26 protein-coding genes and 1 pseudogene are annotated in these 25,693 nt (G+C 58.8%); 14 read left to right on the top strand and 13 right to left on the bottom strand.

Annotated elements, in window-relative coordinates; genetic code table 11:
* Window positions 1-26 precede the first annotated feature (26 nt).
* From I6F31_RS32415 to I6F31_RS32405, 3 genes are all read left to right on the top strand, one after another.
* The gene (locus I6F31_RS32415; RefSeq protein WP_225186760.1) at window positions 27-200 is read left to right on the top strand and encodes a hypothetical protein; all 174 of its coding nucleotides are present in this window, start codon (window positions 27-29) and stop codon (window positions 198-200) included.
* A complete protein-coding gene (locus tag I6F31_RS32410) occupies window positions 197-2,647 on the top strand; it encodes an AAA family ATPase (protein WP_225186759.1) in 2,451 nt (816 codons plus the stop codon). The genes I6F31_RS32415 and I6F31_RS32410 overlap by 4 nt, the downstream gene beginning before the upstream one ends.
* Before the next feature lie 109 nt (window positions 2,648-2,756).
* Window positions 2,757-6,617 carry a hypothetical protein gene (locus I6F31_RS32405; RefSeq protein WP_225186758.1) on the top strand — a complete coding sequence of 1,287 codons (3,861 nt, stop codon included), beginning with the start codon at window positions 2,757-2,759 and terminating at the stop codon, window positions 6,615-6,617.
* Between the two features lie 33 nt (window positions 6,618-6,650).
* Here the strand turns inward: I6F31_RS32405 and I6F31_RS32400 are convergent, their stop codons facing one another.
* Together I6F31_RS32400 and I6F31_RS32395 are read right to left on the bottom strand one after the other, a co-directional pair.
* Window positions 6,651-7,532 carry a hypothetical protein gene (locus I6F31_RS32400; protein ID WP_225186757.1) on the bottom strand — a complete coding sequence of 294 codons (882 nt, stop codon included), beginning with the start codon at window positions 7,530-7,532 and terminating at the stop codon, window positions 6,651-6,653.
* 43 nt (window positions 7,533-7,575) lie between these two features.
* The gene (locus tag I6F31_RS32395) at window positions 7,576-7,836 is read right to left on the bottom strand and encodes a hypothetical protein (RefSeq protein WP_225186756.1); all 261 of its coding nucleotides are present in this window, start codon (window positions 7,834-7,836) and stop codon (window positions 7,576-7,578) included.
* Window positions 7,837-8,313: 477 nt separating this feature from the next.
* Here I6F31_RS32395 and I6F31_RS32390 point away from each other — a divergent pair, with 477 nt between their 5' ends.
* Window positions 8,314-8,577, top strand: a complete 264-nt coding sequence (locus I6F31_RS32390; RefSeq protein ID WP_225186755.1) for a hypothetical protein — start codon at window positions 8,314-8,316, stop codon at window positions 8,575-8,577.
* A 220-nt stretch (window positions 8,578-8,797) separates the two neighbouring features.
* Window positions 8,798-9,022, top strand: a complete 225-nt coding sequence (locus I6F31_RS32385) for a hypothetical protein (protein ID WP_225186754.1) — start codon at window positions 8,798-8,800, stop codon at window positions 9,020-9,022.
* A 46-nt stretch (window positions 9,023-9,068) separates the two neighbouring features.
* On the opposite strand, the gene I6F31_RS32380 is transcribed toward I6F31_RS32385, so the two are convergent.
* Both I6F31_RS32380 and I6F31_RS32375 read right to left on the bottom strand, forming a co-directional pair.
* Window positions 9,069-9,347: a helix-turn-helix transcriptional regulator gene (locus tag I6F31_RS32380; RefSeq protein WP_225186753.1), complete on the bottom strand. Its 279-nt coding sequence runs from the start codon at window positions 9,345-9,347 to the stop codon at window positions 9,069-9,071.
* Window positions 9,331-10,026, bottom strand: a complete 696-nt coding sequence (locus I6F31_RS32375) for a tyrosine-type recombinase/integrase (protein ID WP_225186752.1) — start codon at window positions 10,024-10,026, stop codon at window positions 9,331-9,333. Before I6F31_RS32375 ends, I6F31_RS32380 begins: the two co-directional genes overlap by 17 nt.
* 172 nt (window positions 10,027-10,198) lie before the next feature.
* Here I6F31_RS32375 and I6F31_RS32370 point away from each other — a divergent pair, with 172 nt between their 5' ends.
* Together I6F31_RS32370 and I6F31_RS32365 are read left to right on the top strand one after the other, a co-directional pair.
* Window positions 10,199-10,747 carry a hypothetical protein gene (locus tag I6F31_RS32370; protein ID WP_225186751.1) on the top strand — a complete coding sequence of 183 codons (549 nt, stop codon included), beginning with the start codon at window positions 10,199-10,201 and terminating at the stop codon, window positions 10,745-10,747.
* Between the two features lie 17 nt (window positions 10,748-10,764).
* Complete coding sequence (locus I6F31_RS32365) at window positions 10,765-11,370, top strand: hypothetical protein (protein WP_225186750.1); 606 nt, start codon at window positions 10,765-10,767, stop codon at window positions 11,368-11,370.
* 1 nt (window position 11,371) lies between these two features.
* On the opposite strand, the gene I6F31_RS32360 is transcribed toward I6F31_RS32365, so the two are convergent.
* The 7 genes from I6F31_RS32360 to I6F31_RS32330 form a co-directional block, all read right to left on the bottom strand.
* On the bottom strand, window positions 11,372-11,740 hold the full coding sequence (locus I6F31_RS32360; RefSeq protein ID WP_225186749.1) for a hypothetical protein: 369 nt from the start codon (window positions 11,738-11,740) through the stop codon (window positions 11,372-11,374).
* Between the two features lie 2 nt (window positions 11,741-11,742).
* A complete protein-coding gene (locus tag I6F31_RS32355) occupies window positions 11,743-12,234 on the bottom strand; it encodes a hypothetical protein (protein WP_225186748.1) in 492 nt (163 codons plus the stop codon).
* Between the two features lie 110 nt (window positions 12,235-12,344).
* Entirely contained in the window at window positions 12,345-12,578 is a 234-nt protein-coding gene (locus I6F31_RS32350; protein ID WP_225186747.1) for a hypothetical protein, read from the bottom strand.
* Between the two features lie 32 nt (window positions 12,579-12,610).
* Entirely contained in the window at window positions 12,611-12,973 is a 363-nt protein-coding gene (locus I6F31_RS32345) for a hypothetical protein (protein ID WP_225186746.1), read from the bottom strand.
* 97 nt (window positions 12,974-13,070) lie between these two features.
* Window positions 13,071-13,688: an ASCH domain-containing protein gene (locus I6F31_RS32340; RefSeq protein WP_225186745.1), complete on the bottom strand. Its 618-nt coding sequence runs from the start codon at window positions 13,686-13,688 to the stop codon at window positions 13,071-13,073.
* Window positions 13,688-14,293: a hypothetical protein gene (locus tag I6F31_RS32335; protein WP_225186744.1), complete on the bottom strand. Its 606-nt coding sequence runs from the start codon at window positions 14,291-14,293 to the stop codon at window positions 13,688-13,690. Before I6F31_RS32335 ends, I6F31_RS32340 begins: the two co-directional genes overlap by 1 nt.
* A gap of 308 nt (window positions 14,294-14,601) precedes the next feature.
* The gene (locus I6F31_RS32330; RefSeq protein WP_225186743.1) at window positions 14,602-15,420 is read right to left on the bottom strand and encodes a GNAT family N-acetyltransferase; all 819 of its coding nucleotides are present in this window, start codon (window positions 15,418-15,420) and stop codon (window positions 14,602-14,604) included.
* A 447-nt stretch (window positions 15,421-15,867) separates the two neighbouring features.
* Between I6F31_RS32330 and I6F31_RS32325 the strand changes: the two genes are divergently transcribed.
* From I6F31_RS32325 to I6F31_RS32310, 4 genes are all read left to right on the top strand, one after another.
* A complete protein-coding gene (locus I6F31_RS32325; protein WP_225186742.1) occupies window positions 15,868-16,386 on the top strand; it encodes a hypothetical protein in 519 nt (172 codons plus the stop codon).
* Window positions 16,387-16,514: 128 nt separating this feature from the next.
* Window positions 16,515-17,042: a hypothetical protein gene (locus I6F31_RS32320; protein WP_225186741.1), complete on the top strand. Its 528-nt coding sequence runs from the start codon at window positions 16,515-16,517 to the stop codon at window positions 17,040-17,042.
* 137 nt (window positions 17,043-17,179) lie between these two features.
* Window positions 17,180-17,515, top strand: coding sequence for a helix-turn-helix transcriptional regulator (locus tag I6F31_RS32315; protein WP_225186740.1), 336 nt, complete (start codon window positions 17,180-17,182; stop codon window positions 17,513-17,515).
* Window positions 17,505-18,785 (top strand): HipA domain-containing protein, encoded by a 1,281-nt coding sequence (locus tag I6F31_RS32310; protein WP_225186739.1) that lies wholly within the window; start codon window positions 17,505-17,507, stop codon window positions 18,783-18,785. The genes I6F31_RS32315 and I6F31_RS32310 overlap by 11 nt, the downstream gene beginning before the upstream one ends.
* Window positions 18,786-19,152: 367 nt before the next feature.
* Here the strand turns inward: I6F31_RS32310 and mauJ are convergent, their stop codons facing one another.
* Entirely contained in the window at window positions 19,153-20,583 is a 1,431-nt protein-coding gene (gene mauJ, locus I6F31_RS32305) for a methylamine utilization protein MauJ (RefSeq protein WP_225186738.1), read from the bottom strand.
* A 22-nt stretch (window positions 20,584-20,605) separates the two neighbouring features.
* The gene (locus tag I6F31_RS32300) at window positions 20,606-21,991 is read right to left on the bottom strand and encodes a hypothetical protein (protein ID WP_225186737.1); all 1,386 of its coding nucleotides are present in this window, start codon (window positions 21,989-21,991) and stop codon (window positions 20,606-20,608) included.
* Between the two features lie 741 nt (window positions 21,992-22,732).
* Here I6F31_RS32300 and I6F31_RS32295 point away from each other — a divergent pair.
* The 3 genes and pseudogenes from I6F31_RS32295 (at window position 22,733) to I6F31_RS32285 (ending at window position 25,674) form a co-directional block, all read left to right on the top strand.
* A pseudogene (locus I6F31_RS32295) lies at window positions 22,733-23,079 on the top strand (DUF2958 domain-containing protein).
* Window positions 23,080-23,090: 11 nt separating this feature from the next.
* Window positions 23,091-23,441, top strand: a complete 351-nt coding sequence (locus tag I6F31_RS32290) for an ArdC-like ssDNA-binding domain-containing protein (RefSeq protein WP_225186736.1) — start codon at window positions 23,091-23,093, stop codon at window positions 23,439-23,441.
* 403 nt (window positions 23,442-23,844) lie between these two features.
* Window positions 23,845-25,674, top strand: a complete 1,830-nt coding sequence (locus tag I6F31_RS32285) for a caspase family protein (RefSeq protein WP_225186735.1) — start codon at window positions 23,845-23,847, stop codon at window positions 25,672-25,674.
* Window positions 25,675-25,693 lie beyond the last annotated feature (19 nt).

The following is a 25,693-nucleotide window of genomic DNA, read 5'->3' as shown; positions in this document are numbered from 1 at the left end:
CGTCCCTTAAGCGGTTAAACGGCACCATGTCGACCATTCACGAGAAGATTGTCGAGAAGCTCATTGCGGAGCTGGCCGACAAGAAGTCATTGAGCGCAGAAAAAATCAAAATGCTTCACAGCCTGCTGATCGCCGACGGGAAACTGCGTCCGGACGATCTCATCCAGTTGTTCTCGGCCGACGACGGTGAGGTCGCATGATCAAAATTGTCGCGGCTCATATCGAAGAAGTTCGGGGTATCCGCAAGCTGGATATCCGGCTTGACCAGGCAACGTTCGCGATTTCGGGACCTAACGGGTCGGGCAAAAGCGGCGTCATCGACGCCATTGAATTTGCCTTGACCGGGCAAATTGGCCGGTTGACGGGGCCCGGTACAAAGGACCTTTCCGTCAGCGAGCATGGACCCCACGTCGACAAGGTGAAGTTTCCCGATGCTGCCTTTGTTAAGCTGGAGGTGTATTTTCCGTCCCTGAAGAAGGCCGCATCCATCACGCGTAAGGTGTCGGCACCCAAGAAGCCTGTAATCACTCCAAAGGATCCTGCCATCAAGGCGGCATTCGATGAGATCGCCTCGCATCCCGAGATCACGCTGTCTCGCCGTGAGATCCTGCGGCTCATTTTGGTGGAGCCAACGAAGCGGTCGGACGAGATCCAGACAATTCTCAAGCTAGATGCGGTCGGGCAAACTCGCGGTGCCCTGAATACGGCCCATAATCGGCTGCAGACCGCGCTGAAGGCCGCTGAGGGCCAGGCCTTGTCGAGCCGCGACACGCTTGCGCGGCATCTCAACATTGGCGAATTCAGGCCCGAAGAAATCCTTGCCTCGGTCAATGCCCGGCGCAAAACGCTGAATCTGCTTGAGATCGCCAAGCTCGCTGCGGACACGAAGCTGGATCAGGGGTTGTCAGAGCCTGGCAAGGGTGCAGACTTCAACAAGCAGGCTGTGCTTAGGGACCTCAACGCGCTGTCCGAGGGGATTTCAGGACTTCCCAAAGCCGGGACGCCTGCGGCGGATGCCATCCTCGCGGCTATTTCACGGCTTGAATCTGATCCATCGCTGCTCAGTGCCCTTCATCATCGTGCCTTGGTCGAGCGCGGGCTTGACCTTGTCGACGGTCCGCTCTGCCCGCTGTGCGATCACCCCTGGGCTGACGAAGATCATCTGCGGAGCCACCTGGCCGCGAAACTCGCAAAGTCGCAAGAAGCTGCGACGTTGCAGGCAGCGATGCTCTCGTCCGCGGGCGATCTTTCCCGCGAGTGCGCCAAGCTACGGGAGCTGCTCGTGGCGGGCTACCGTGTCGCGGTTGGCCAGAATCATGCTGCTTCGCGATCGGCGATTGAGGGATGGGGTAAGGAACTAGAAGGGCTGCGGGCTGACCTCGGTAAAATGGAGGGTATCATCGGCCTGAAGCCGCGTCTGACATCTGGCTGGGCCGCACCTCCGAAGAACTTCGCCGACGTCCTTGCATCGCTCGTGGCCACCGTGGAGTCCAAGCCGGATCAAACGGCAACCATGGATGCGCAGACGTTTCTCTCGGCCGCACAGCTTCGGCTTGATGATTATCGCGAGGCAATGCGACGGAAGCAGCGCGCCGAGACGGCAAGCCAAGCTGCGAAGGTGGCTTATGATGCTTACTGCACCGTGATGGAAGCGGAGCTCGATGCGCTCTATCAGGATGTGCAGGAAGATTTCAGCACCTTCTATCGGCTGATCAACGAGGGCGATGAAGAGAAATTCACAGCAAAATTGTCGCCGACCGCTGGCAAGCTGGATTTCTCGGTGAACTTCTACGAACGGGGCCTCTTCCCGCCTGCGGCCTTTCACAGTGAGGGGCATCAGGACGGCATGGGCGTTTGCCTTTACCTTGCTTTGATGAAGCGTCTCTCGGGAGATAAATTCACGCTCGCCCTCCTCGACGACGTCGTGATGTCCGTTGACTCAGGTCATCGGTATCAGTTCTGCAAGCTGCTCAAGACGCATTTCCCGAACACGCAGTTCGTCATCACGACGCATGACCGCTTGTGGGCGGAGCAGATGCGCTCGGCTGGGCTGGTGACGGGCAAGACATCGCTCTCGTTTCACGGATGGACTGTGGAAACGGGGCCCCTCGTCGAGTCCAATGCAGAAGTATGGGACGATATCGCGGCGGCTCTTGCGAAGAACAAAGTGCCTGAGGCGGCAGGGACGCTTCGCCGGCACCTGGAGTATGTCGCGCGGCGTTTGGCGGATAATCTTGGGGCAAGCCCGATTTTCAAATCAGACGGAAATTACGAACTGGGTGAACTCCTGCCGAGCGTTCTGGTGCGGCTGCGCGAACTGTGCGGCAAGGCGGCCGATGCGGCTCAGTCATGGGGAAACAGTGCTGAGAAGGATGCCGCGCTTGAGCGGAAGAAGTTGCTTTCGACGTGCAACGGCGCCGTCAATGTCGAACAATGGGCCGTGAACAAGGCGGTTCACTACAACGAGTGGGCCAACTTCGGGCGCAAAGATTTTGAACCGGTGATTGCTGCCTTTCGTGAACTCCTCGGTTGCTTCCGGTGCGATGGATGCGAGTCGTGGCTATATATCACGCCACGCGGCCATCCGGATTCCGTGCGCTGCTCGTGCAGCCGCGTGAACCTGAATCTCAAATCGAAGGGGAAGTAATCCGTTGTTTGGCGAACTGCCCAGGCGTCATTTCAGAAATTGGGTGTGGACTACGACAGCACTTTGCTCGCTATTTGACCTTCCCTGCGCGGCTTCCTAGCTTTGGACCATGTTTGAGATCACAGGCGACGATATTGCGGCTTTGAACGACACGGACCTGCGCACACTCGTGGGCCGCCTGTGTGAAGCCGAGCTACGCCGAGGAGGCCTCTCAGTCTCCGCGGTGACTTATGGCGGAAATCAGACTGCCAAGGACGGCGGCTTAGATGTCCGCGTGGCAGCGCCGGCCGGATCAGCGGTCAATGGTTTCATTCCCAGGCCTCAGACCGGTTTTCAGGTAAAGGCACAGGATATGGCGCGAGCCGACATTCTCCATGAGATGAAGCCCAAGCCGTCACAGGTGCTACGCTCCTCGATTATCGAGCTAGCCGATATGGACGGGGCTTATGTCATCGTCAGCTCCAAGGGGGCGGTGACAGACATCGCCCTGAACGACCGCCGGGCCGCGATGGAAGAGGCACTTGTGGGCACGGTTGCCGCTGGGAAGCTTGTCGTGGACTTCCTCGATCGCGACCGCATGGCGACGTGGGTTCGCGACCACGCGGGCGTTATCCCATGGGTCCGCGAGCATATCGGCAAAGCCGTGCCGGGCTGGAAGTCGTTCGCTTCATGGTCGCTTGCCCCCGGCGGGGCTGAGAGCAGCTATCTTTTTGACGAGCACGCGCGCATTCGCACCGGCGACAAAGATGAAGGCGATGGCATCTCCGCGATCGATGGCATCAATAAGATCCGCGAGGTGTTGTCGAGGCCGGGGCGGGTGGTTCGACTGGCTGGGCTGTCAGGCGTGGGCAAGACCCGTTTGGCCGAAGCATTGTTCGAGCAATCGGTGGGGGATGCCACTCTCGATTCCTCCGTTGCGATCTACACGAATGTCGCTGACGAGCCCAATCCGCCGCCGGTCGGCTTGGCATCGGACCTGAACGCCAATAACACCCGCGCGATCCTTGTGGTCGACAACTGCCCTCCGGAGCTGCACCGAACGCTTTCGGAAGTGGCGCGCGCGCAGGGGTCGTTTATCAGCGTCATGACGATTGAATACGACATTCGTGACGACCAGCCGGAAGGCACCGATGTCTTTCGCCTTGATACCTCATCCACCGACTTGATCGAGAAGCTGGTCGCGCGGCGCTATCCGGATTTGTCCCAGATCGATGCCCGTACTATCGCCGTCTTCTCCGACGGCAATGCGCGCGTCGCGCTAGCGCTCGCCTCGCGTATCGAAAAGACCGAGCGTGTCTCTGAGTTGACGGATGAGGAGCTGTTCAAGCGGCTGTTCCAGCAGCGCCATGACCCCGATCCATCGCTGTTGCTGATCGCGCAAGCTTGCTCGCTGGTCTATTCCTTCGAGGGAGAGATGCTTGACGGCGATACGGCGGAGCTCCCAACACTCGGGCAACTGATCGGGAAGACGGCGGACGAGGTCTACCACGGCGTTGCCGAGCTGCAGCGTCGCGATCTTGTACAGGCGCGTGCACAGTGGCGCGCGGTCCTGCCCCACGCCATTGCGAACCGCCTTGCCAAGATGGCGCTTCAAAATATCCCGCCGGCCCGGCTAAAGTCCCTGCTGGTGGATAATGCATCTGAACGCCTGCTGCGTTCGTTCTCGAGGCGGCTCGGCTATCTCGATGACAGCAAGGAGGCAAAGGCCCTTGTGGATGGCTGGCTGGCCCCGGGCGGCCTTCTCGGCGACGTGAGCGACCTAAACGAACTCGGGTGCGCGATCTTCGCAAACATTGCCCCTGTCGCGCCCGAGGCCGTCCTAACGGCAATCGAGCGTGCCGTCGCGTCGGGCGACAAGGAGATACTTAATCGCTGCAAGCACTTTGTGCGTCTATTGCGGTCGCTGGCGTATGAGGAGAGATTCTTTGAGCGTGCCATCGCTGTTTTGATAAGGTTTGCAGCCCTTAACCCCGACAGCGAAAATGACAGTGACGCCAATCGGGTCGTCGCGTCATTGTTCTACATCGTTTTATCCGGGACCCGCGCACCCATCGATATGCGGATCAAGGTCGCGCAAGATCTACTGTCATCCGCCGATGCGAATGAGCGTGCGGTTGGCGTTGCAGCGTTGGAGTCGCTGCTAAAAACTGATCATTTCATGTCGAGCTATGATTTTGATTTCGGAGCCCGTTCGCGGGATCACGGTTATCATCCAGCCAACGGCGCCGAGGTCCGGTCGTGGTTCGACGCGACGTTGAAATTGGCCCGAAGCGTAGCTCTCTCGAATAGCCCGATTGCACACGCTGCGAAGAAGGCGGTTTCACAGGAGTTTCGCAGTCTCTGGAGCCGCTCCGGCCAGGCTGAGCAGCTTGACCAACTCTTCCGAGACATTGCCGGCGCAACATTCTGGCGCGACGGATGGGTCGCGGTGCGAGAAGCGCGTCGACTGGATGGCGGCGCCATGCCGCCGGAGATTCGCAAGCGTCTGACGGAATTGGAGGAATATCTTCGCCCGAAGGACCTTGTTAACCGGGTGCGAGGCCTTGTCTGCGGGCAACGCGGCGGGGCCCTCGATCTCGAAGATTTCGACGATGAGGAGGGCGACGAAGAGTCTGTCGCGGAAGATACGGCCCCAGCTCCTCGCAAGGTACAAGAAAGCTACGAGGTACGCGCGGCGCGTGCGGCGGCGGCGATCCGGGAGCTCGGGCACGATGTCGCTGCGGACGAAAACGCGTTCCGTACGCTGTTGCCGGAGCTTATGAATGGCAACGACAAGGAGCGCATGTTTGGCGCGGCGCTTGCCGAAGCCTCGGAAAACCCACGAGCATTGTGGGATGAGGTCATCAAGCAATATGGTCAGACGAAAGATGCGCGTCTGACCTTGGTCGGCGCGGTCTTGCAGGGCCTTTTGAAGCGCGACGAGGCGCTGGGGAACGTCATCCTTGACGAAGTGCTGTCCAGCGCAACGCTCGGCGAGTCATTTCCTGTGTTGCAGGCGTCGGTAAACATCGATGGCCCAGCCCTTGGTCGCTTGCATAAATCTCTCGAGCTCGGCAAAGCGCCGATTGAAGCATTTAACAATCTTGCCTACGGCCGCGCGTGCGAAAACATCCCTGGACCAGAGTTTCGGGATCTGTTGCTTGCGATATCGCGCAAGCCGGGCGGAATCCCGGTTTCGGTGGAAATCATCGCCATGCGCCTTCATTCTGACGGAGCGGCCAAGCGCGCGCCCGCACCAGAGGTTCGCGAGGCGGGCCGGCAAATTCTGGACCGCTTCGAATTTCGACGTACAACGGGCCGCGCGCATCGGGAAGATCACGAGCTTGGCATGGTGGTTAGAGGGACGCTGACCGGACCGGAAGGTGCGCTTGTGGCTCGGCGGCTTAGCCGTAAGCTGATGGATGCCGCATCAAGGCACAATGTCCGCGCATACGACAACGACGATCTCATGAACGGGTTGTTGCGGGTTCATCCATCCGATGTGCTTGACGAACTGTTCTCCGGTACTCCAGCCGAGATCAAACGTAGCGTAAGTTTTTTCCAGAATCTTTCTCGACATCGTCAGAATATTTTTGGCGGCGTTACGGACGATTGTATCCTGGAATGGTGCGATCGCGAGCCTGTGCTCCGCTATCCGCTTATGGCTTCCGTTGCAATCCTGTTCAGCGGCAACGATGAAAACGCCGCGATTGAATGGAAGCCCCTTGTTGGTGAGTTGCTCAAGAAGGCGCCTGACCCTGCGCTTGTCTTGAACGAGATTGTCCGGCGCCTTTATCCCTCGTCGTGGAGCGGATCGCTTGCGACCGTGTTGGAGAAGAGGCAAAAACTGCTTAACGCCTTGCCGGGCGCAACGGTGCCAGCTTTGGAAGCCGCTGTTAAAGCCGCAAATGTGCGGCTCCAGAAGACCATTGACGCGGAGCGGTTAAGCGAACGCGACGAGGACAAGCAGCGCAACAACCGTTTCGAATGAGCGAAGAAGCTGACTTCGCGCCATCAGTAGCATTCAATATGGTTTGCAGTGTTCGCAGTGGGTGCTCGGCGAGCGGTAAGTGTTGTGAAAGTCAAGGCTGTCTTTGAGCGTCTCCGGATGAGAATGGCCGACGATCCATTGTGGCGGGATATTAGCTCGGAGCATAAACGTGAAATCGATCGGCGCGGACCAGTCAGGCCGATTGCATGCTAAGCGGGTCCATTCCCGTAACATCTTGGCGGCTAATTCCGTACGCGTGGCAAGGCTGACTATTCGCAGTGGCAAATCTATCTCTAGAAGGGTTGGCACGCCTGTCTCTTTTAAAACATGCCGGTAAGTGCGACCGAGCACGGCGGATATCCATTCGCTGCCATAGATGAGGTAGTGATTGGCTTCATTAACTAAGGCCTGATCGTCGGCCACCACGTAAAGGAGGCCCTCCTCGTGATTGTCGTCGAATTGCGCGATGGCATCCGGAAGACGCTTTCTGAGATACTGCAACTCGGAATGAGCTTCGACGATAGCGTGGAGTTGCTTTTTTAGTGCGGCACGATTGTGTTTCCGCAGGCCTTCCCGATGATACACCCCGGCATCTGCAGTGCGGCAGCCGTGATAGGTTCGGATCGTCGCCGTTTCGATAGCTTCAGCAAGCGTCGCCGTGTGGTATTCGATATCCGCAGTGAGGCCCATTTCGAGAACGCGCAACCATTCGGAATCATCCCAGCACAAGTCACGAAAAACGCCCGGCTTCAATCGTCGCAAGACATCGGCACGCATGCGAGGACCAAGCCATGCAGTGAGCTGTGGCATCCAGCTCATCGGTTTCTTCCAGATGAAGTGGTGTTTGTTCCAGACGTGGTCGTTGTGCGCCAAGGACGAAGATAGAGCTTGCAACTCTTCGAATGTTTGGGTCATTGCAATGGACGCGATGTTTTTCGTGGCGGATCATCAAGCTTATTTAAAGCACGCCAAGTACGGAGCCAACGGCGCTCAATACTGCCGCGATGCCCGTAAGCACGGCGGCTGTGCTATTTAGCTGAGAGGATTCGTAGAATGCGACTTGGCCGCTCATGATGTGCAGCTCGGGGAGGTCCGAGATCGAGGCGGTCGGTTGCTGGATCGGAACACGGCTGGCTTTCCACCAATAGGCGGCCGCAGCGATGGCAGTGCCTAAACCGGTGAGCGCAAAGATGACGGCTAACCAATGCGTGAAGTTCATGCTGCAACCTCGGCCGGGCTTGTTTGATTCTCAAGGTACAAGCATAGCGCTAAATGGACTTCCGGTGCACGCGTAAGCAAATAGCCGTCACCGCTCGTCGAACTATGAGCCTGCGGCAGCTCGGCACCCGCTGCAGGCCTGTGCCGCAACCAACACCTCTAAGAGAGGGACCCGCTTTCGGGACAGTGATAGCGACGCCGTCATGGAATGACGGTGGGGCCCGAAAGCGAGTGCAGTCGCAAGACGGGTTAACAAGGCACCCGCGCGACGGGCTCTAATAGCGGTGGCACGAAGCTGCGTCCGGCGAGCGACCCATTTTCGTCCGGCGAGCGACCCATTTTCGCATCACAAAGCGCGCCGACATACTCCGCGTATGAACGCTGCAATTGCTTTTTAATTAGCAAGAATGAGTTTCAGTCGCATCGCTCCGTGCCGCAATATCTGCTGCGTCGCACAACAACTTCGGGGGAGCAGCAGATGAAGGCACTGGTAGGTACTGGCGGGTGTACGGGAGTAATTGCGACAAACGTAAATGTGTTCGGTCGCGGAGCCGACTGGCTGAGCAAGCAGGGTGCGCGAGCGCTGGCAAGATTGCTTGAATCCTACTGGCATCGCCAAGGATATCCCGCAGCGCGCTTCTGGGCCGAACCAATCGATGAGCGCTTCTCAAAGATCGGCACCTATGAGATTTACCGGATCGCCTGCAACCTTATTAACGGCCTGCCGCCTTCCTATCGGTAAGGCGCACGAGACCGGCCGGGGAAGCCACCGATATACGCGGGCTCGCTGCAAAAGGATAAAGCGCGCTTTGCCTTTGGCCGGCGCTTCATAGCGCCCGGCCGGACGAGTTTTGACATAGCGCGCTCGCATTACCTGTTCGGGGTCGTGGAGGCGCATTGGGCTTGAGCCGATTTCGGGGTGCTCCCTGGCTTCTGGAATGAAGTCTATAAGAAAGGTGACTATGCGCGAACGTTACTTTTTTCATATCCGGGATGGCGACCGGGTATCGGTAGATGACGAGGGGATGGAATTCGCAACGCCGCGCGAGGCAGATCTCTACGGCGCGCGCGTCGCTCGTGATATTGGCGAAGAGGACCGTGATTACCCGGACACCGTACTATCCGTCGTGGATGCGCGCGGCCACGTGGTAGCTCGCCATCGCATTCATCGGCAGTTACCCAACTGATGCATGAACAGAGCCTTTGAGAGGCTCCGCTTCCTAAAAGTGAGGCTCAGAAAGCATCGGGCAATTGAGCCCCGCGACTTTCCAGTGTCCCGCTTTGTGCGCTGTGTCGCTCGGCCCAAAATAACACCATGGGTATATCGAGCGCCCTGGAGATGTCGAGGAGGGTGCTCACGGCGATGCGGTTCGTGGCCTTCTCGTATTTTTGAATCTGCTGGAAGCTGAGGCCAACGGCTAGGCCAAGCTGTTCTTGCGTTATCTCGCGCATAAGCCGATAGAAGCGTAGATTTTCGCCGATGATCCTGTCGATTTCATTGGCCCGCCGCATCGTCCGGCCTCCGATCTAGTCCGGCGTCACGCCAAAACCCCTTTATAAATGCGACCTCCTCCGGGCCACACGCGGCTGTGTAGATTGCCGTAGTGCTCATGCGCGAGTGGCCAAGCCATCGCTGCACCATGCTTAAAGGTGCACCCGCTTTCAGCGTACCGACGCCGAAAGAATGGCGAAGGCCGCGCGGACAGGCGGCGCGCCCTACGATTTGAGAAAACATCATGACCTGCTTGATCGCGCGCCAGCCCGTAACACGGTGTTGCGGCCATAAGCGTTGGCGCGAACGTACTGGATCACGCTGCGCCTCCGCGATGTCAAAATGCGAATCGAGCTCGGCCATGAGCCAGCGCGGAATAGGGATCTCGCGCCAGACAACAGAACGACTCTTCAACGTCAGGACGGCGACGATGCAAGCTCCGACCTGAAAAGAAAGAGGGACGATGCTGAGCACCTCGCTGATGCGCATGACCGTGCATGCGAGCGTCAGTGCGAGAAGTCGGTCGTCCGGTTCAAGAGCCTCCATTGCGGAGAGGGAGGGACGCCGCTCATCGCGGTTCAGATATTTCCGCCCGCCCTCGGGGCCGTAAAGGCTGAAGCTGTACATGCCGCCGCCGTGGCCCTGAGCCGCAACAGTCCTGCGCATATTGTTGCAAGCGGATTTTGCCAATTGATTCAAATAACTCGCTCCCCTGCTCCGCTTGGTTAAGAGCGGCGCCTTAGAAATATAAGGTAAAGGGTACAAGTAGTTATAGGTCAAAGCAACAATATGCGCAGTAGTGTAGTCATGAAAGTAAAGTAACTATAAGCACTTAGCTGGCGTCTGTGCTACATTATACACGGACTTGCTCATGCTCTTTCGCCCGTCGATCAAAACGAAATTTCGGACAGCCGCCTTCGGCGCGGGTTTGGCGACCCTTGCAGCAGTCGCGACATTTCCCGCAGCCGCGCAGCAAGTAAACCTCATCAGCAGCAACCCGACTGACTGCTCGACCATCGAGAACATCGGCAAGCGCGCATTCTGCGAGTCTGTGAAGCATACGGAGGAAATGAACACAAAAATTCAGGTCGAGGCGGCCCTGAAGAAGTGCCTGGTTCAAATTGCCGACTTTAAGAAGACGCAGCCGGCCGAATTCGCAAGGCTCGGTACGATCACGCGTGAGAACGCGTGTGAAGTTGCCGCTAACCCGCTCGATTCCGCCGCGATGATGAAGTTCGGTTCTGCCCTCAATTCCGGCGCGAATAACTTCGCGCGCCTGCCGGACGTGACACGTCGGGCAGTAGCAGCGCCCGCTACGATGGCATGGGAAGCGGCAACTATACGCAAGTCCAGCTACAGGCACGTGACATCGCAATCAAACATGGCCTGTCGTGGGCCGCCGATAACCGCGAATTGTTGAGCCTTGGCCCTTCGGCCATGAAGGCGTTGGCCGACGTTCATTTGCAAAAGGAAAGCTACGAACGCTTTAAACGTGGCGGCTTGACTGACAAGGGCATTGTCGGTGGCGCACGTTACTTCAAACGGGCAGGCGGCGACATCAACGAGTACAGCAAGACATTCGAGGAGACGGACAAGCGTTTTCCGGCCAACGATCAGGGCGCGCATGCCCGCGCTGTCGATGGCTACTTCAAGTCCGTTGGTGGCGAGAAGGCACCGACGCCCGTCGAAGAAGAAGCGGCGAAGAGAGAGTTCAACAAGAAGACGGATGAGATCGGCGAGCGTAATCCCGCCGCAAAGAAGCATATCGAGCGCGAGAAAGATTTGATTGGGACGCAGAAAAAGAGGGATCAAGCAGCGATGGTGAAGGCGGAGGCCGATGCTAAAGGAAACGATGACTTACTTGCATCCCTCAATTCTCCAAGTTCTGTACCAGCGAATAAGGTATCAGACGCAAAGCCGGCGGCGACCACGCCTACGACCGCAGCGGAGACTCCGGCAACGGCCACGAAAGACGGTGCGGCCAAACCCAAACCCCAGACAACCGCCAGCGCGGCAGCAAAACCAAAGGGTATGTCGGTCTAATTCAATGATGCAGAGGTGCGCGGCACTTGACGCCTGCCTTCACCGCTGCGAGCTGCGCGGGAGTGAGCGAGTTCATGAACTGGTTGACGCCTTGCACGGCTGCCAAGCCAAGCTCGCCGCTGCCGGGCGACATATTGGCGACCTGGCTGAGCGATATTCCCTGAACAGCCTCTTTGACGTGATTAGTAATCAGAGCCGCGACATCGCCGGGCGGGCTCGGAATACCGACCGAAAGAAAAGCGGATTGGACCGATTCCGACGCCTTGAGGTTTCGTACAGCATCCTCGCTCTCGGGCAGAGACGCATTGCCCCGCGCCTTGGTGCCCGGTCGATGGGTGTTATCGAAGATAGTGGGCGGGTCGGCGCTCATGCCTAAGCTCCACCTGAGCCGCTATTTGCAGGAAGGCTTTGCACAGTAGCGCGCACGGCGACGGTCTCCGGGAGCCTGATAGTCGGACCGGAAAAGGCGGAACGGACGAAGTCGGCAACGTCCTCCTTTGGATCGCGCCAGACCGCGCATGTGGGCGCCTTGTCGTTGGCAAATTGTTGCTTCAAACATTCCTCGGCCTTTTCGACGAGAGGACCAGAGCCAAGCAGCGGCGTCTTGCAGACGCTCTCGCTAAGCGAGATGAGGCGCGTCATCGCGAGCACATCAAGCGCGTGGTTTAGGGCAAAACTCGTCGTCCAACATGCCCTTTCGTTGTTCTGAAGGGCCTGCTTGAGCATCTTCCGAGGAATGTCTTTGAGCGCGTAGCGCAAGACGGCTTCGGCGGCGCCCTCGTCGAGATGTACATTCTTGTGAGCGGCAACGATCCCGACCTCAGGCAACGTCAGCGCAAAGAAGCGGTCATCTTCCGAACCCAACGGCGCATGCTGCGAATGAAATGCTGTGTGCGTTCTTCCTCACGGAATCCAAAGACGTCTTCCCAAGGGACGCGCGTGTCGAGCTGCGGAAGCTCCTTGAGCACCACGCTTCAAACGGGGTGGCACCGCTTGCCGCGCGGAAGATTCTCATACTGGCGACCGACAATCGCGACGTTTTCAAATCCGGCAGCATGAAGCATCGCGACATTGCGTTGCATGAGCAGCGTTTCGTCGAGCATCTTGCGCGTCTTGATCTTGGGGTGGCGCCAGCCTACGCGCGATCGCGGATGCCAGCCGTTTGACGCATCGAAGTCGCCGATATCGGGCTGGCCGATATATTTCATTTCGCCGAGTTCTTCGTTTATATAGGGGTTTCCTACCCGGATAAGACGCCGATGCAGCGCGCGCGCCGCGCCCGCGTATGGGCAGAGACGAAGGCTTCGCCTGAATCGTAACCCATGTCTTGAGGGGTCAACAGCAATCCGCGTTTGACCAGAAAGCGCAGGGTGGCCGTTTCGGTGTTTTCCTCGTAGCCGCCGACGATCTCGCAGGTCACGTCCAGATCATGCGTGAGGTAGATGCGATCGAAGAGAAGCGAGGCTCTCTTGACCACGCTCTCAAGGGGCCAGACCGCGTCGCCGTGATCAGCGTCCGGCAGCCAATCAAGGCCATAAGCCAGATTCGGCGATATTACCCCGACGCGCTGCGACCAGAAATCGGTGGGGGCGACGGCGGTCATTTCTTGGCCAGCCTTTGCAGGGCCTTGGCTTCCGCATTCGTTAGACGCAGCAAAACCTGTGGCGGATGGAAGCGATTCCGGATTTCGCGTAGCTCTTCTATCGTGATCGGGCCGACCCGCTTGACTCCATGAAGGAAGCATGGTCGACGCCAGCACCATCGCGGTGCTTCTGCCAGATCGTACGGGGATGGGCCCGGTTGACATCGCTGATGGTCGCGACCCCAACGACCGCGGCCGTCGGACGGGTCGCGTAAATCCAGAGCCGTGTGCCATTGGCGAGTTCAGGACTCCGGCGTCGCAATTCTATTGTCTTAGTTCCGTCCAGGATCGCATCCGCATAATCGGGATGGATCGAAACAATTGCGTCGCTTGCGTCAGGCAATTGACCATCCACGATCGAGAATTGCCGCCAACTGGGCGTTGGGCAGCGGAGTTGTTGTCTGAAGGTTCGACGATCCCTCGGCGCCGAGTTGCCGAAGCTACCGAGTGTGACGGGATTCGGGAACCGAATTAGGCTATCGAACGACGTCGCCAGAACGTCCGATGATGTCGTCAAGGGATCGAGATCCTCGACAACCGCGCGCTGGAGGAGTTCATCCGATACGCGCTCCTTAGACACGATAGTGGCGTCCACGATCTGGCCAGCCGCCACGATGGCAGCGCGGCCGCCGGAGCGCTTGGACTCGTAGAAAAGGATTGGGACGCCGGACCGCATCAGGGGGCGGTGCGCGGACTGTTGAAATAGGTCCGCAGGCTCACAAAGGCCGCGTTCGGGCGGCCGAACATGTAAAGCTGATCGGCCGTCCCCAGCAGGTCGTCAGCGAATGATTTTGCGATAGGAACGATGACGCCATCCCGGCCTGGCCAGACGATCAAGGTTGGGGCGAGCGCGGCTTCCAGTGCGGCAAGTTGGACCGTGATTTCGCTTCCATCGGCGCCACGGACCGAAAGGCCGGTTTGAACCGCGCTGGCGGTCGGTACGGCTTCAGGCAAGGCGAGGCCGGTCCGGCGGCGCGTCTGCCGTGCAATGGCAGTCCAGGTCGAGGGCGTGAGAGGTCGCCCTAACGCTACCTTGATCAGGATGTCGGAATTGGCTGCGGGCAAAAAGCCGCGAAGCTTGGCGGCACGGCTGACGGTTGACTGCCCCAGAATGGCCCGTAGCTCAATGGTGACAGGGCCCGAATGACAAGACTCCCGGATCGCTTCGTCGAGGAGATGCTCGGCGAAGGTCTCGCAGGATACGTGGTCGGGCCGGACGTGCACCAGCAGGCGGGCGGGCGCATCAACGGTCGACGGTGCCCGGTAAATCCCGACCGCCACTAGGTCCCCATCCTCGAAGATTCCATGCGTGCTCGCCCGCTGGAATGCCGCCGCCGACGGAAGATAATCGGCAATCAGCGCATCAGCGACATTCTGGGAGGCGAGATAGGCTTTCGCCTCGGTGGCCGTGGCCGTCTTGGTTTCGCATTTCGTCCCCTTGAGCTGGCCACGCTCCCGGCTCGGCTCCTCCGCAGGTAGCAGTTCGACGAACTCGTCGAGGCCCGCAATATCAACGCCGATGAGCCTTAGCAGGTCGTCACGGGCATTGAGCAGGGCGTTGTCGCTTGTGATATAGCCGGACGCCCGGATCAGAGCCGCTTCGGCGAGGTGCCGCGCATCGCTATCCCCACCTGCGCATGGTTGGTATCAACGAACACGGCTTTGTGGATCGCGGCCGCCAACGGCTCCACATCTTCCTTGGGGAAGGTTGGTAGCTTGGGCAGTTGCCGCGCAAGCTTCAAGGGGGTGTCGTTGGCAGGGTCCTTCGAGGTGCGTTCGAGCTCGATGATGAATTCGGGCGCAACCGCCAAGCGAACCAGATGTACAAGCGCCGCTCCGAAAAGCCGGTTGGCGGTCGCCGACCTCGCGCGCTCTTTTACGAGGTCGAACAGGACATTGAGATCGATGAGGTACAAGGGCGCCTCAAAGGCGCTGCGCGGGCGAAGGCCAAGGTTCACAACACCCTGCCCGGAGACGGTGGGTGGCGCCATCAATGTGAAGAAGTTCGCCGTATCTAGCTCCCGTGAGCGTAGGACGATACGGCGTTGCCGCGCCTGGCCGCCGTCGCGAACATGCCGGGCGACGAAGCCGCGGCTTTCGTAAAAGGCTTGCGCGGTGGCAAGATCGGAGGCGACCGCCGCTGTTATTGCAATGTAGCCACGGCTTTCAAGGTGCGACACAAGCCCGCCAACCAGCGCCGACGCAACGCCGCTGCGGCGATGCTCCGGGCTGACCGCGACAGCCTGTATGCGGGCATTGGCAAACACACCACTAAACAGGATGAAGCCGGCCACCTGCGATGTGCCGTTCTCGCGGGCAAGCATCACCCTTAGCCGCTTCTGCATGATAGCGTCGCGATAAGCCGCCTCCGGCAAGAAGCCGAGCGCTTCCTTCTCGCTATCGGCCAATGCGCGAATGGCCGCGAATGCTGCGACACGACGGCGGGATCAGTCTCGGTGCGATAGATGAAGCGGTTCACCGGCTTCTGCGATATACCATGATCACTCATAGGCAATTACCCGGGCGGCAACACATAGGGCAAACTTTATGCGCTGTATCTTCTGCAAAGGGGACTCAACCAAAAGTAGGAGTATAGAGCACATTATCCCCCGAGTCCCTCGGAAATGTCGATCACGTGCTTCCGCGCGGCGCCGTCTGCGATACCTGTAACAACTATTTTGCGCGCAAGCTCGAAGGGCCGTTGTTGGATACGCATTGGTTGCGGCGTGCACGCTCGCGGCAATGGGTGCCTAACAAGCGTGGGTTAATACCTCCGATGCGAGGTGTTGTACCGGGCGCCCGCATGCCCGCGAATGTATGGCTGAACGGCACGAACCTAACTCTTGGAGGGCGCAATGAACGAGAGGAAAAAAGCCCTTACCAGCGCCATCCTGAGCGGCCATGCCAACACCGTATACATTCCGGTCGTTGAAGCGATTGATGCCCGCCTGATGTCCCGTTTCCTGGCCAAGGTAGCACTGGAGGTGCTGACGCATCGCCTGCTGACCGTCGAGGGCTGGAACGAAGAAATCGTGGACAAGGCGGGTCTCGATCAGCTTCGGCATTTCGCCCGGATCGGCGACCTGCCGGAGAAATGGCCCTTCTCGCGCCGCCGGATTTACGGCGAGGAGGATGTGCAGCGCGAAGGCGATAACGGCTACCAAGTCTTGCATGAATTCACGATCCTATGCGAACCGTTGCCCGAGCCCGGCCATCTCGATCTTTATGCCATCGTGTGCATTTTTGGAGAGGAGTTTGCGATCAATATGGGAGAGCCGGAGATCGCCAGCTATGAACGGTGGCTAAAGGCGCACCATGGAAAGAGCCCGCTATACACTTCCGACACCTTGCCGGCGCCACCGATCTTCGGGTGAAGCGTAACGTCGCAATGATCTACGCGCAGCTCCAGCGGAGGCACTCAAGATGAGCGGGGATGATCAAGGGGACTTGCTGTCCGGTATCGACGATGTTTCCCTCATGAGGTTCCTGCTCGAGGATCTTCATGACGACCTCTTGGGGAAAGTTCAGCCTCTTCCGTTACTTGCACGATCTCGGCGAACAGCGTGGCCGCCGGACGATGTTATTCGGCGGTCACGTCACGCATAACGCCTGGGTCGAGGCGCGCTCATCTTTCGTCCATGGAAACTACGTGGCGACCGTTTTGCTGTGCCAGAGTCTCATTGAAAATCTTCTGGCCGCGTTCCTGCATGGTGGATTGTTGGATGAGTTGCCTTCGCGCATTCAGTTTGACGAAACGCTGAAGCGTTGCAGGGCCGCGGGTATTTTGAACGATGAGGATGTGACCGAGTTGAAGAACCTCGTCGCGCTTCGGAAGCCACTGACGCATTTCAGGAATGTGGATGACGAGCGAAGCCTTCACCGGCGCTCGATGGCAACCGGGCGGTACACCAGCGACATATTAAGCAAGGATGCTTGGTTCGCCATTTCGCTCGCATCGCGCATGATGGGAAAACCTCAGTTCCGGCTCGATGATAGCCCGGACTCATTGCGACGGGGACATTCCAGCTAATCCCTTCAAATTCAATGATCTATAAATAGATCACAAAGGTGGAAATGATCTATTTATAGATCACCCTCTTGACATCAGCCCTGATTTGGCCTATAAATAGATCATAAAGCGGCTTATGACTTATTTATGGATCAGACGTGCCCAAGACCAACCGCCCTGTCTCGCCCTATGCTGCGGATGCCGCGACCCGGCTGGGGCAGCTCATTCGCCGGGGACGCATTGACCGCCATATGACGGTCGCTGCCTTGGCGGAACGGGCAGGGGTCTCGCGCGGCCTCATCCAACGCATCGAGGCGGGCGATACCGGCTGCACAATTGGTGCCGTGTTCGAGGCCGCCGCGATTGTCGGCGTGCGCCTGTTCGATGCGGGCCAGGTGACGATGTCGCGCGACGTCGAATCCACCCGCGAAGTGATGGACTTACTTCCCAAAGCAATCCGCAGCCACCGAACCGAGCCCGACGATGACTTCTGAGCAAAAACATACCCAAGCCTATGTATGGGTCTGGCTGCCGGAAAGCACGCAGCCTGTCGTCGCGGGTCTCCTGTCCGCAAGTGGCAAGCAACTCGTCTACAATTACGGGCAGAGCTATCTCCGCCGCAACAATGCCATCCCGCTTTATGAGCCGGAATTGCCGCTCAAGAGCGGCGTCCTTCCGCTCCTAAATGGGCTCAACATGCCCAACTGCATTCGCGACGCGGCACCCGACGCGTGGGGCCGCCGCATCATCATCAACCGCAAATTCGGCTCAGGTGGCAAAGATGTCGATCCCGGCAACCTTGGCGAACTGACCTATCTCCTGGAGTCCGGATCGGACCGTATCGGCGCGCTCGATTTTCAGGCGTCGGCCTCGAACTATGTACCGCGCGAGAGCGCGGAAGTGTCGCTCGATGAACTCCTGAACGCCGCAACGCTGGTCGAAAAAGGCGTGCCGCTGACGGCCGAACTCGACCGTGCCCTTCTCCACGGGAGCTCCATCGGCGGCGCGCGGCCAAAAGCCATGATTACGTCCGGCCACAAGAAATTCGTCGCGAAGTTCTCGTCCCAGAACGACCTCTTCGGCGTGGTGAAAGCCGAATTCGTCGCGATGCGCCTTGCGTCCATCATCGGTCTCATCGCCGCGCCGGTGGCACTCAAGCGCGCCGCCGGAAAGGACGTGCTGCTGATCGAGCGCTTCGACCGTGAAAAAGCCCCGGAAGGCTGGCGCCGCAAAGCCATGGTGTCGGCGCTCACGCTGCTGGAGCTCGACGAAATGATGGCCCGCTACGCGAGCTACGAGCAGCTTGCGACCGTCATTCGTCACCGCTTCACGTCGCCCAAAGAAACCTTGAAGGAACTCTTTGGCAGGCTCGTGTTCAACATCCTGTCCGGCAACACCGACGACCACGCGCGAAACCACGCGGCGTTCTGGAATGGAGCGGAGCTTGCGCTCACGCCCGCCTACGACGTCTGTCCGCAGAACCGCACGGGCGGTGAGGCATCGCAGGCCATGTTAATCATGGGGCAGGAGCGTGCGAGCCAAATCGCGCTCTGCCTGAAAGCCGCGCCGTTGTTCCTGCTCAACGAGGGAGAGGCGATCCTCATTGTGACCGCGCAAATCAAGACCATCAAGGAACGCTGGACGCAGGTGTGCGACGAGGCCGGGCTCAGCGAGGTCGACCGGAATTTCCTGTGGCGCCGCCAGTTCTTCAATCCTTACGCATTCATCGACGCGCCGGAAGCTATCACGCGCCTCGTCGGTTAGCGGAACGAGCGGCGCATCGGTGCGACGGGGAAGTCGCCCGGTGGATTGAGCCATGCTTTATCGCAACCGCCTAATCGTAGGCAATGCCATGTCCCGGTGGAGACGGTTCGCCCCGCTCCGCGAGAGGCCCTTCTCAGTATCGCAAACCCGAGGCGGTCAGGAGGTAGCAAAGCGATTCCATCGCGAGCGCCGATTTCGAGAAGGCCCGGAATTGAGCGTTGTTTTCCGGTTTGAAATGACCATGCGTGCTCTTGCCGCAGATACATACCTTGTATGTAACGAGAGCGATCATGTGCGGATCGCCCGCGTTTGGCCCGACCGGGCGTCGGCCTCAGGGCCGGTAGCGACTCAACCGCTGTCGATCAACTCAGTCGCCCGAGTACATCAGGTCCGAAATCGCAAAATCCTGCTCGATGAAGCGGCGCGCCAAGAGATGCATGACGCGTGCGGCCGTGTGCAGGCGGACGATCTCGTGGGCGTCGTCGGGATCGGACTTTGAGTGCTTGCCAGCATGCGCGACGGCAATGCGGCAGGAATCGTGGATGTATTTATGCGGTGGTTCGCTGCCACACAGGGCGAGGAAGCGGGTAATGTCATCGTTTTTCTTTGAGGCTGCTTGCAATGCCTCGAAGTTGGTGAGAAACCATTTCCGTACCGCTTCCTTGCCGTAGTTCCGAATTTCAATGATCTTGTAATAGTTCAGCACCGCGTAGCTCACGAATCCATTCTGCTGCGCGTTGCGCGCCTCGCGAAAGAGGGCAAGTGCGCGCCGTGCTTCTTCGGAGCCAGGGATCTTCCGATCGAAGATGTAATGGGTAGCCGTTGTGAAGGCGAGGTCGCGCTTGGTCACCGGAACGGGTACGGGATTGCCCGACCATCCAAATCCCGCGATCGCGAAGTTATCGTCGCACCACGCCATGACGCTGAGGAAGCGGTTGATCACCGTTAAGGCTGTCCGCTGGTCGACCCGGTTTCCGATGAGGTCGATATGCACCGATTGCACGTGCTCCTTTGTCTTTGGCATGAGGACGAGTTGGTATCGATCGAAGGTGATAAGCTGCTCTTCCTTGGGCCATGTGACCTGGTTATCGACGCCGATGTGAAGGTAGCGGGAGTTATTGCGCACGCCGAGCTTCTGGTACCGTATGCGCTCGGCTTCCTCGACATTGTATTCCGAGCCGTCGCCCTCGGGCGGGGCCGCAAAGCGCTCGGCCAGCGCGCATTCGCGCGCAAGGCGTCGAAAAAATTCCTGATTGAATGACATCTCGCGCATCGCGGGCGCGTTCATCCGGTTGCGATCGGGATCGAAGCCGTTTTCGGCCCCGGGTGAGAGAAGCGAAATCGCGCCGTCCGGCACGAAATAGGCTCGCCGCTTTTGCCCGTCATGCAGGTAAACGACCTCCGCGCCGCCGTTGCTGTTCACGCCTGTCTCGGCCACGGTGAGCGTCATGCGGATAAAGCTCTTCCGCGCTTCTTCCACAGCGAGGAGAATGCCGACCACGTCGCTAATCGTCTCGGCCCCGAAGAACGACGCGCCGGGGCCGCCGACCGGGCGCAGGCCGCCGAGGACGATGGCGACGTGCCCTGCCCATCCGGGATGGAGCGGGACAAGACCAAAGATGGCAGCGGCGATATGGTGCGGGGTCAGTTGCTCTTCGCGCCGCTCGCGCCCGCGCGGAAGCTTTCCGTAACGCCGCAAAGAGTCGAAACGATCGTCGAATTCTTGCGGGATGCTGTGTGAGACATCGCTGTCCTGACACAAAAGGCCTAAAATGCGGGCGAGGTTCTTGGCGTACATCGGATGTTCTCTATTCCGCAGCCTAGTCGTAGGCGTTGCGGTAGTCTTGGAGGACCCGGTTCGCCCCGGTTCGTGAGAGGCCTTTTTCGGGGACGGGCAACTCGAGCGCGGTCAGGAGGTAGCAGAGCGACTCCATCGCATGCGTCGATTTCGAGAAGGCCCGGAATTCGGCGTCGCTCTCCGGGTTAAAGTGACCATGCGCGCTCTTGCCGCGAAAATGTATCGCGCGCTTCAAATGCTCGACCGCCTCCTTGGGCATGGCGCCCTTTCCGAATTTGGCTTCGACGGTCGCGATAAGTCGCTTGAATTGCTGTTCGGTGGTTTCCGATCGGATCCAGCGGACCGCGCCCGCAACGCGTTCGCCGATCGCTGCGTCATGCCCGAGTTCCTGCGCCTTCGCCGCAGCGACGGCGGCGATCGCGTCGACATCCGAAGCGGAGAGCACCGGCTGCGCCTTCCCAATCGGGATATCTTCAAACCATCGACACGCGTTCAGCAGCCGCTCCGAGGAAACCACGTTCTTCAAGCCGAAGGCGGTCATCATCAGCGCGTTGGGCCGCCGCCACGCCGATGCCCGGTTCATCCACGCCACAAGGCACGCGCGGAAGGCACCAAGTTCCTGATCGTCCCAACATCGCACGGGCGAACCGCCGACCCAAAGATCGCGATTGTCGACCTCGGCTTCCGGCCACACGTAGTGGACTTTGTGGTTACCGGGATAGTCGTGCTTTTCGATGGCTTCCATCATCCCTGCGAAAGAAAGGCGGTCGATCCGGATCGCCGATGGCGTGAGCGGCACGCCGAAGCAGAACGACAGGAAATTCACGTAATCCGACACGAACCCGATGTAGTCCCGGATGTTTTGCGGTTGTTCGAATTCGAGCCCAAAGGTCGGCCAAATCTCCTTCGGCCCCTCCAGCTCCATGCCGTAGGTCGCGCCGTACCAGGCCCGCACCGTCATGCCTTGTGCGGTATCGTTGAAGATCGTCAGCTCATCTTCCCCCGGAAACGGCGTGCGGCCGATCGTCTTGACCTTGCCGTTGTGGCGCATCAGTTGGTTTGTGTGTTTCACGTTGAACGAGACCTGCTTGACCCCGTCTTCCGCCGCCCAAGCGGCATGGCCGGTGACCGCGAGGTTGGAGAGGATCTCTTGATGGTAGGTGCGCCGCTGCGGCGGCATGTTGCGCGTAGAGGTTCCGGCGATCGTCGTGACGTTCGAATGAAGCGAGACGATTTCGTTCGTGGTTTGCAGGAACACCGGCTCTTCGCCTTCGATATGGAAGTGATCGGTGTAGCTGTAGATATCGGCGCGGAGCTCATTGTCCGAGATCAGAACCGTCCCTGTGAGATTCTTCCCCGTGACGAGCTCGACGCAGTGCAACGGTCTTGTGCTTTCGCTCTTCGGCATGCAGTACCTTCGGGTGATTTAGCTATTCGGCCCGTGGCTATGGCTCGAATCGCCATGCCGCCAGAGCCGCAAAAAAGATCAACACAGCGGCGCAAACCGCCAGCGCGCCGACCGCGCTAATCCTGAAACCCCACAGACTGACTTCGAGCCTTGGCTCTCGCATGGCGCAATTCTCCATTAAGAATTCCGAGAAGCGCCTTGCGGGGGGATTTCTTTTTGTCGCCGTTTTTCAGACGATCGTCAACCACGCGCGGAATTCTTGTCATGGATGTCTTTGAAAGGCTTTTGAAACGCCCTTCAAGGCGGCTTTAATATTAAGAGGTTTAGGAGCCGCAACGGCCGCGGCGATGGTGGTACGCCGGGTTAAGTGATTCGCCCCTTCCAGAAACAGCCGTGACCAAAGATAGCCTTTAGCGCATGCGGCGTTGCCGCACCGGTGCTCTCGTAAACCGAGCCGCATAGGGCGTCTCGGCCATCCGGCTTCGATCACGCTTGCGCAGAACTATGGAGAGCGGCCCAGCCGCTCGCTTTCTTTATTTCAGTCGCTAAGGGCTGCCGGCCCTCGCGCGCGCAAGGCATCCAAACGCTCCGCGCCGCCTCCGCACGTCTCCCGCAAGGGCGGGGCCCTCGTGCGGACCCTCGGCGCTACGCGTTCGGACCGTCCTTGCACTTGCTACCCCCGGGTTTCGCCAACGGGCAGGGGTGCAGCAGCAGCTGCACCCAGAAAGCAACGAGGCGAAGATGAAATTACTCACCGACGAAATCCGCGAAACACTGCTCGCGAACGGCAGGGCCAACGCCGGGCGCGAAGAATCCCTCGACTTCAAACCCGTTGTGAAACACTTCTGCCCATGGGCGCGGCGACATGGCTGCTCACCGAGCTTGATCCCGAAAATCCAGACATCGCCTTTGGTCTTTGCGATCTCGGCATGGGCAGCCCCGAGCTTGGAAACGTCAGCCTCGATGAACTCGAAAGCCTTCGCGGGCCCTTCCGTTTCACCATCGAGCGCGATCTTCATTTCGCCGCCCACAAGACCCTGTCGGCTTACGCGACCGAGGCCGAGCGCCTCGGATGCATTGAAGAGTAGAGGGGGCGACGATGACGAAAGCCCAAGCCCATCCGCGCCGTGACGTCTATCAAACCATCACGGATCAAATCATTGAAGAACTGGAACGCGGCGTGCGCCCCTGGCGTCAGCCGTGGAGTGCCGATCATATGGCGGGCAGGGTAGTCCTCCCCCTGCGTCATAACGGCGTTCCTTATCGCGGCGTGAATGTCGTTGCGCTCTGGATAATCTGGCCACGAACTCCGCAATTGACTTTAGCGTCGAGCGGTTCGAGCCGACGGCTGACTTTCAGCCTTCGAAGCCGTTCGTATCTCGTCTTATGTGGCGAAGTCTCGATGGTAAGCGACAAAGCACGCTCTTGCTCACGGAAGCCGACAATTTGATTGAGAACGCCGTCCGCAGGAAAGCGCAAACAATGGCGCGCAAAACACAGTGACGTGCCGAATCCGGAGGCCGCGACGGCCACCAGTAGTAGCGGCGACCGAACCTGGGCCGCGAGGCTAAGGAGACGTGTGCAGCAGCGAGTGCTTCCCAGGCAAGGGCTAACAACGGCTCTTTCCCGGGGGGGGCGCATCTCTGTTCCCGGTATGGTATATGGTTGCCTATGTCGAAAGATGGCAAGCATCACTACGTGCCGATTTTCTATCTCAAGCAGTGGGCTAAAATGATGGCCGACTGTGCGAGTAGCGCCGTAAAACCGGGTGACAATCCTCCTTGATGAAATTTGTTGGAATTCGCAAAAAAGATACTACCATAAGCTGATTAGGCTCACGGAGGTTGCACCGCATGAGACGGCGCGACTTGCTTGTTGGCGGAAGCATTACTCTAGCGCAGCTCTGGGCAGCGAAGAGCCGCGCCGATTGCGGCGTTCCGAACACCCGCGCGGCTGTATCAATAGGAGTCAACAAGGCTGGAACGCTGCCCGTCCTAAAGGCGGCGATCTCTGGTGCTAAGTCGGTTGCCGATTGGCTTTGTGGAGAGGGCTTCGAAGTCAAGCTCATCGTAGACGTTGCCGGTCCGGTGACGGCAAGGATGATCAAGGATGCTGTCTTCGAACTTGTTGGGCGCTCAACACTCACTCACTTGGTAATCTATTTCTCCGGTCATGGTGTGTGCGTGGGCTTCAACGAATACTGGCTATTGAGCGGAGCACCGGACGATCCCAATGAAGCGGTGACGTTGAGGGAAAGTTGGGAGCTTGCTCACCGGAGTGGGATCCCAAACGTTGTCTTCATATCCGATGCGTGCCGCTCAATTCCCGAATACAATGCGAGTCTTTTGACCGGGACGCTCATTTTCCCTAATTCGCCGACGCCAGCTGGAAGAAGTGGGAAAGTTGATCGATTTCTTGCTACCGAACCTGGGCAGTCGTCCATCGAAGCAAAGGTCGCGGCGGACGCTTATGCAGGTATCTATACGGCAGTCTTCTTGGAAGCGTTTCAGCACCCTAGCGAAGAGATGGTAAAAACCATCGACGGGAATTTGGTTGTACCAAATTCTATTCTTGAAGACTACCTGCGCGTTCAGGTCCCTCTTCGGCTTATGCAAATAGATCTAAAGCACAGGCAAATTCCCGACACTCGGCTCGAGTGCCGCGACAACTTCTATATCGGGCGCGCCTTGCGGCCTGCATCTCCACCTGGCCCAGGCGCAGTCTTTGGCGAGCAGAATGCAAAAATCTCCGATGTGGTGAACAGAGAGCTCGCGACCACACAAGTTGGGACGCTGGGCCCACTGCACAACATTTATGAGCAGACATTAAAGCAAGTCGCGACCGAATCGGGATTCGACCACGCGAAGGCTTCAATCTCAACCGCAAAGGGCGCTCGCTCGTTCGAGACTGAGATGGGCCTCGCTATTAACGGTGCCCGGGTTATTCGGGCCATGAGTCGAAATGACGTGGAGATACTTCGCCGGTACGAGGATCCCGCGTTGGTTAGAGTCTACCCTGGCGATGGGCGTCCTGCGACCGTTGCGCTTATGTTCGAAGATGGGTCTGGCACGGTGATTGCGGCGCTACCCGGTTTTGTCGGCACGATCACCGTCGCAGCAGGGAAAGTCTCGAGCGTCACATACGCACCGTCAGTTGGCGGAAGCCGGTCGTACGGATCTTATGATGAGAAAGAGCGGCTAGATAAACTGCATGCGTTGGTTGGAGCCGCCGCAAAATATGGCGCCTTCCGGATAGAAGGAAATGAAGAAAGCAGGGCGCGGGCGGCAGAGCGCCTTGCGGACCAGATTAGAGTCATGAAGGGGGTGGATCCCACGCTTGGTATCTATGCCGCTTACGCTTATGCAGACGCTAATTTAATTGACCAGGTGCAATCGGTGCGGGAATTTATGAGGGGTGATCTCAGGGGTGATCTATTTGACGTCGCCCTTCTGGCCAATGCACTGTCGGGCAAGCACATAGAGAATCCGGACGGCGTCACACCCATTTGTCCAATGCTGTCGCAGGGTTGGCAGCTGCTGCGCGTAAAGAACGTTGTCCTCCCAAAGCCGATAGAACAGGCGCGCTCCGAACTGCGTGACGGACTATGGACGACATTTGGGCCGAAAGGAATGGAGCTCGTGTTCAGCTACATGCAGCAGAACGGATTTAGGAATAGCGGCTAGCTTGCTCATCCCTTGCGTT

Origin of the sequence: Bradyrhizobium sp. NBAIM01 (genome assembly GCF_020194115.1) — a bacterium.
In the GTDB taxonomy this organism is placed as follows: domain Bacteria; phylum Pseudomonadota; class Alphaproteobacteria; order Rhizobiales; family Xanthobacteraceae; genus Bradyrhizobium; species Bradyrhizobium yuanmingense.
Note: the sequence above shows the minus strand (reverse complement) of the source record. Positions and strands in the feature narration are given on the sequence as shown.

Coding starts and splice junctions, on each gene's coding strand:
- I6F31_RS32415 (WP_225186760.1), top strand. CDS start 27: ATGTCGACCATTCACGAGAAGATTGTCGAGAAGCTCATTGCGGAGCTG.
- I6F31_RS32340 (WP_225186745.1), bottom strand. CDS start 13,688: ATGCGGTCCGGCGTCCCAATCCTTTTCTACGAGTCCAAGCGCTCCGGC.
- I6F31_RS32380 (WP_225186753.1), bottom strand. CDS start 9,347: ATGCGGCGGGCCAATGAAATCGACAGGATCATCGGCGAAAATCTACGC.
- I6F31_RS32360 (WP_225186749.1), bottom strand. CDS start 11,740: ATGAGCGCCGACCCGCCCACTATCTTCGATAACACCCATCGACCGGGC.
- I6F31_RS32365 (WP_225186750.1), top strand. CDS start 10,765: ATGAAGGCGTTGGCCGACGTTCATTTGCAAAAGGAAAGCTACGAACGC.
- I6F31_RS32410 (WP_225186759.1), top strand. CDS start 197: ATGATCAAAATTGTCGCGGCTCATATCGAAGAAGTTCGGGGTATCCGC.
- I6F31_RS32405 (WP_225186758.1), top strand. CDS start 2,757: ATGTTTGAGATCACAGGCGACGATATTGCGGCTTTGAACGACACGGAC.
- I6F31_RS32310 (WP_225186739.1), top strand. CDS start 17,505: ATGACTTCTGAGCAAAAACATACCCAAGCCTATGTATGGGTCTGGCTG.
- I6F31_RS32400 (WP_225186757.1), bottom strand. CDS start 7,532: ATGACCCAAACATTCGAAGAGTTGCAAGCTCTATCTTCGTCCTTGGCG.
- I6F31_RS32320 (WP_225186741.1), top strand. CDS start 16,515: ATGACGACCTCTTGGGGAAAGTTCAGCCTCTTCCGTTACTTGCACGAT.
- I6F31_RS32390 (WP_225186755.1), top strand. CDS start 8,314: ATGAAGGCACTGGTAGGTACTGGCGGGTGTACGGGAGTAATTGCGACA.
- I6F31_RS32395 (WP_225186756.1), bottom strand. CDS start 7,836: ATGAACTTCACGCATTGGTTAGCCGTCATCTTTGCGCTCACCGGTTTA.
- I6F31_RS32345 (WP_225186746.1), bottom strand. CDS start 12,973: ATGACCGCCGTCGCCCCCACCGATTTCTGGTCGCAGCGCGTCGGGGTA.
- I6F31_RS32290 (WP_225186736.1), top strand. CDS start 23,091: ATGACGAAAGCCCAAGCCCATCCGCGCCGTGACGTCTATCAAACCATC.
- I6F31_RS32285 (WP_225186735.1), top strand. CDS start 23,845: ATGAGACGGCGCGACTTGCTTGTTGGCGGAAGCATTACTCTAGCGCAG.
- mauJ (WP_225186738.1), bottom strand. CDS start 20,583: ATGTACGCCAAGAACCTCGCCCGCATTTTAGGCCTTTTGTGTCAGGAC.
- I6F31_RS32350 (WP_225186747.1), bottom strand. CDS start 12,578: ATGAAATATATCGGCCAGCCCGATATCGGCGACTTCGATGCGTCAAAC.
- I6F31_RS32300 (WP_225186737.1), bottom strand. CDS start 21,991: ATGCCGAAGAGCGAAAGCACAAGACCGTTGCACTGCGTCGAGCTCGTC.
- I6F31_RS32370 (WP_225186751.1), top strand. CDS start 10,199: ATGCTCTTTCGCCCGTCGATCAAAACGAAATTTCGGACAGCCGCCTTC.
- I6F31_RS32325 (WP_225186742.1), top strand. CDS start 15,868: ATGAACGAGAGGAAAAAAGCCCTTACCAGCGCCATCCTGAGCGGCCAT.
- I6F31_RS32385 (WP_225186754.1), top strand. CDS start 8,798: ATGCGCGAACGTTACTTTTTTCATATCCGGGATGGCGACCGGGTATCG.